This is a genomic window from Frankia sp. AiPs1 (genome assembly GCF_023716945.1).
GTDB lineage: Bacteria > Actinomycetota > Actinomycetes > Frankiales > Frankiaceae > Frankia.
In genome coordinates this window covers 1-4,317 of record NZ_JAMQQF010000513.1, presented here as the reverse complement: position 1 = coordinate 4,317, position 4,317 = coordinate 1, and the positions used below count along the sequence as shown (strand labels likewise).

Genomic DNA, 4,317 nt, shown 5'->3' with positions numbered 1-4,317 from the left:
GGAGCGCCCCTCCCCGGAGCGCCGATCGCCGGAGCGCCCCTCGCCGGAACGCCCGGCGACGTCCAGCAGCGGGGTGGCCGGTGGCGGGGGGCTCGCGGAGCCGGCCACCCGCAGCACCGTGCCGTTGGGGCGGCGGATCTCCACCAGGTAGTCGGTGGGACCGACGGCCCGCTCCACCCCGGCCCGGTCCAGCATCGACGGACGGGTCAGCAGGGTTGCGACCGGCAGCCGGCCGAGCACCTCGGCGCGCCCGAGCTGCTGGTCGATGCGGTCGTAGAGGTAGGAGCGCAGGGCGAACGCGCTCGCCGTGCCGGCGATGGTCAGGCCGAGGGCGCACAGCGCCACCAGCCCGGCCATCAGCTTCAGTCGCAGGGTCACCGGCCGGCTCCCGCCGCGGGCAGGCGCAGCGCGTAGCCGAAGCCGCGCTGCGTGTGGATAAGCGACGGCCCGCGACGGCCCAGCTTGCGCCGCAGGTAGCTGACGTACTGGTCGACCACGGTCGGCTCACCCGTGAAGTCGTAGCTCCACACCGCGTCGAGGATCTGCGCCCGCGACAGCACCCGGTTGGGATTGGTAAGGAAGTACCGCAGCAGGGTGAACTCGGTCGGCGACAGCTCGAGCGGCTCGCCGGCCCGGCGGACGACGTGGGTGTCCGGGTCGAGTTCGACGTCGGCGAAGCGGAGGATGGCCGACGGTTCGGGGTCGGCCTCGGTCCGCGGCGGGGACGTGCGACGCAGCACGGCCCGCACCCGGGCGATCAGCTCGTCCACCGCGAAGGGCTTGGTGACGTAGTCGTCCCCGCCGTAGGTCAGGCCGGCGATCTTGTCGCGGTGGGCGTCGCGGGCGGTGAGGTAGACGACGGGCACGCTCTGGCCACCGGCCCGCAGGGTCCGGCAGACCTCGAAGCCGTCGACGTCGGGCAGCATCACGTCGAGGATCATCAGGTCCGGCCGGGCCTGGGCCGCGAGCTCCAGCGCGGCCCGCCCGGTCGCCGCGGTCAGGACGTCGAAGCCGTGGAAGCGCAGGGCCATCCGGAGCAGGTCGACGATGTTGGGCTCGTCGTCGACGACCAGCACCCGCGGGGCTGCGACCATGTCCGACTCCCTCGATGTCTCGTGGCGGGGCCCGCCGGCCGGTCCGGGTGCGGGTCCGGGTGCGGATCCCCGGGTGCCGAGTTCATCGGAGCATCGTGAGAGTTCCGTGTGAAGGGACCGGTAACGCACGTCGGCCGGGCGGTCCTCGGCCCGGTGGTGAAAGCCCTGGTCGCGCAGGCGGACTGGCCGGCCGGAACAGTCCCGCGAGCGGGAATCCACACCCGTGGGACATGGTTGACGGGCGTCAGGTCTGGAACAGTCTCCCAATGAGATCACTCACGGACACCGAGCTGATTCGCGAGCTTGAGCCCGTCGCCGAGGCGAACGTGAACCGCCATCTCGACATCGCCACCGAGTGGATGCCGCACGAGTACGTCCCCTGGAGCCTGGGCCGGGATTTCGACACCGTTCCCTGGGAGCCCGGCCAGTCCTCCCTGTCGAAGGCGGCGCAGATCGCCTTCGAGGTCAATCTGCTCACGGAGGACAACCTCCCGAGCTATCACCGGGTCATCGCGGAGGGTTTCAGCCGGGACGGCGCCTGGGGCACCTGGGTGCACCGATGGACGGCCGAGGAGGGTCGCCACGCGATCGCGATGCGCGACTACCTGATGGTCACCCGGGGGGTCGACCCGGTCGCCCTCGAACGTGACCGCATGTACCAGATGGGCCGGGGCTTCGACCGGTCCGGCATCACGCCGCTGCAGTCGATGGCGTACGTGTCCTTCCAGGAGCTGGCGACCCGGGTCAGCCACCGCAACACGGGTCGTTTCTGCGCGGAGCCGGTCGCCGAGAAGCTGCTCGCCCGCGTCGCCGCCGACGAGAACCTGCACATGATCTTCTACCGGAACCTCGTGGCCGCCGCGTTGGAGATCTCCCCGTCCCGGACGGTGGAGGCCATCCGTGACGAGATCCTCAACTTCGAGATGCCCGGCGCCGGCATCCGCGACTTCGGCCGCAAGGCCATCCAGATCGCCCGAGCCGGCATCTACAACCTGCGCATCCACCATGACGACGTGGTGACGCCGATCCTGCGCCAGTGGCGTTTCTTCGACCTGACGGGACTGGACGCCGCGGGCGAACAGGCCCGCGACGAGGTCGCCAGCTTCCTTGCCGGCCTCGACGCGGCCGCCGCGCAACAGCAGGCGAAGTTCGAACAGACGCAGGCCCGGTTGGCGCGGCGCGCGGAGACCTTGGCCGCCGTCTGACCGGAGCCGTTCAAGCGGATCTCAGGCAGTGTCCGTAGCCCCCCAACCGGGCATTAGTGCCCCAATCGGGCAGCAGTGCCCCGATATGGGTGGTACGTGCTACGGTCCGACCGTCGCCGCCATCGACGGATGGAGCCGCGTGAGCGTGCACCGAGGGAACATCCGGATCACCTTCCCGCAGCTCGGGCTGGGGATCGTGGCCATCGCCGCCGTGGCCGTCGCGGTGCTGATCGGGCAGCGCGGCGCCGCCGCGCCCGACGACGCGGTCGGCGCCACGGAGTCGACTCCCTCCGCCACCGGCACCACCACCGCGCCCCGCCCCGGCCGGGCCCTCGCCGCCCTCCCCTCCGCCGCCGCCTCGGTCGCGGCCGGCGGAGGCACCACATCGCCGTCGGGCGAGCGCAAGAGCCCGGTGTCCCCGTCGCGGCACGCCGCCGTCCGGAACTCGTCCACACCGAACCGGGTCCCGGCCGGCCCGAGTGTCGGTAGCACCGCGGGCACGGCGGGCACCGCGGGCACCAGCCAGCCGGTCATGGCCGCGGTGGCACCGTCCACGTCGCACCACGCCCCGGCACCCGCGCCGCGCGGCCACGGTCCACACGCCGGATCCGGCGTCGTCGTGCGGATGCCGCCGGTCGTCCTTCCGAGCTGCCTCGTCGGCTGCTGATCCGCTGATCCGCTGATCCGCCGGCCCACCGAGCCGCGGCGTGATCAGCGCAGCAGGGCGCCGAGCCACCCCTCGATGATGCCGACAGCGCTGTCCCGGTCCACGATCAACCAGGGTGAGACCCAGTCCCGGACCGCCAGGTCCTCGTACATCCGCGCGCACCGCTCCTGCAGGCCACCGTCGGCCTCGAAGGCATCCAGCGGCCGGTCCGGGTCGTCGCCGGCCCGCGCCGCCGCGCCCGCCCGCGCCTTGGCCAGCGGTACCCGCAAGAGCACCTGCAGGTCGGGGGCCGGCAGGGCCAGCGAGCCGAGTTCGAGATCGGCGACCCAGGCGGGGAAGGCGGCCCGCTCGGCCGCGGGTAGCCGGGCCGCGCCATAGGCGGCGTTCGACGCGATGTACCGGTCGAGGATGACCACGTCGTTGGCGTCGGTCAGGGCGTCGAGTTCGGGCCGCGACGCCGCCCGATCGAGTGCGAACATCATCGCCGTGGCGCGGGGGGCGGCGGCCAGCGCGGCGAGCCGGGCGTCGCCCCCGAGCAGCCCGCGCATGGCCGGGCCGAGAGGCTCGGCGGCGTACCGCGGGTAGGCGAGGGTCGCCACGCTGCGCCCGGAGTCGGTGAGCCGGGTGACGAGCCGCCCGGTCAGCGTGTTCTTGCCCGCTCCGTCGACGCCTTCGATAGCGATGATCATCCGATCACCGGCTGCTTGCGGAAGTGCTCCACGACCGCGTCGGACCAGCTCAACAGCCGGCCGGCGAGGGTGGCGGGGATGCCCGCCCAGGCCGCCCCCGCCTCGATCCGGGCGTGGCGCATCTCGGCCGGCAGCAGCGCGACCGCGCCCGCCTTGCCCTGGAACGTCGCCCACAGCCCGGTGAGCGCCCGGCCCTCGATCGGCGGCAGGGCCGCGGCGGCGGTGCCGAGCACCGCGCGCGACCACCAGCCATCCCCGCGGATGACCGCCGACGCCGCCGGCTCGCCCCGCACCACGTCCAGCCCGCCGACGACCAGGTTGTTCGCGTTGCGGACCGCGACCAGGGGGTGGCGGTACTCCAGCCGGTCGTCCCGCTCGGCCAGGCAGGCCGCCAGATACCACAGCGACAGCAACGTCGGCGGCGTTCCCGACACGAGCATGCGGCCTCCTCACCGACGGCGTTCAGCGGATTCGGTCGGGAGCGTAACAAGACGGGCGGGTCGCGGCGGGTACGCCGCGATCGGTATGCCATGTACGCCCATGGACGGATGGCACGCCGCCGCAGGCTCGCTACCGTCGCAGGGGTGATGAGCACGGACAGGTCGCTGGCCGCGCGGGCGGCGGCCCTGGCACGCCCGTCGCCGCCGCCGGGACAGCGGACG

At 73.2% G+C, this 4,317-nt stretch carries 5 protein-coding genes and 1 pseudogene; 2 read left to right on the top strand and 4 right to left on the bottom strand.

Annotated features, from left to right (window positions below; translation table 11 throughout):
* A pseudogene (locus tag ND748_RS26385) lies at positions 1 to 378 on the bottom strand (two-component sensor histidine kinase); the annotation flags it as partial.
* Entirely contained in the window at positions 375 to 1,094 is a 720-nt protein-coding gene (locus tag ND748_RS26380; protein ID WP_251748880.1) for a response regulator transcription factor, read from the bottom strand. The pseudogene ND748_RS26385 and the gene ND748_RS26380, both read right to left, overlap by 4 nt.
* Positions 1,095 to 1,360: 266 nt before the next feature.
* On the opposite strand from ND748_RS26380, the gene ND748_RS26375 reads away from it, so the two are divergent.
* Positions 1,361 to 2,299 (top strand): acyl-ACP desaturase, encoded by a 939-nt coding sequence (locus ND748_RS26375; RefSeq protein WP_251748878.1) that lies wholly within the window; start codon positions 1,361 to 1,363, stop codon positions 2,297 to 2,299.
* A 139-nt stretch (positions 2,300 to 2,438) separates the two neighbouring features.
* On the top strand, positions 2,439 to 2,966 hold the full coding sequence (locus tag ND748_RS26370) for a hypothetical protein (protein WP_251748876.1): 528 nt from the start codon (positions 2,439 to 2,441) through the stop codon (positions 2,964 to 2,966).
* A 44-nt stretch (positions 2,967 to 3,010) separates the two neighbouring features.
* On the opposite strand, the gene ND748_RS26365 is transcribed toward ND748_RS26370, so the two are convergent.
* Positions 3,011 to 3,655 (bottom strand): dTMP kinase, encoded by a 645-nt coding sequence (locus ND748_RS26365; protein WP_251748874.1) that lies wholly within the window; start codon positions 3,653 to 3,655, stop codon positions 3,011 to 3,013.
* On the bottom strand, positions 3,652 to 4,095 hold the full coding sequence (locus ND748_RS26360) for a hypothetical protein (RefSeq protein ID WP_251748872.1): 444 nt from the start codon (positions 4,093 to 4,095) through the stop codon (positions 3,652 to 3,654). The genes ND748_RS26365 and ND748_RS26360 overlap by 4 nt, the downstream gene beginning before the upstream one ends.
* Between the last annotated feature and the right edge of the window lie 222 nt (positions 4,096 to 4,317).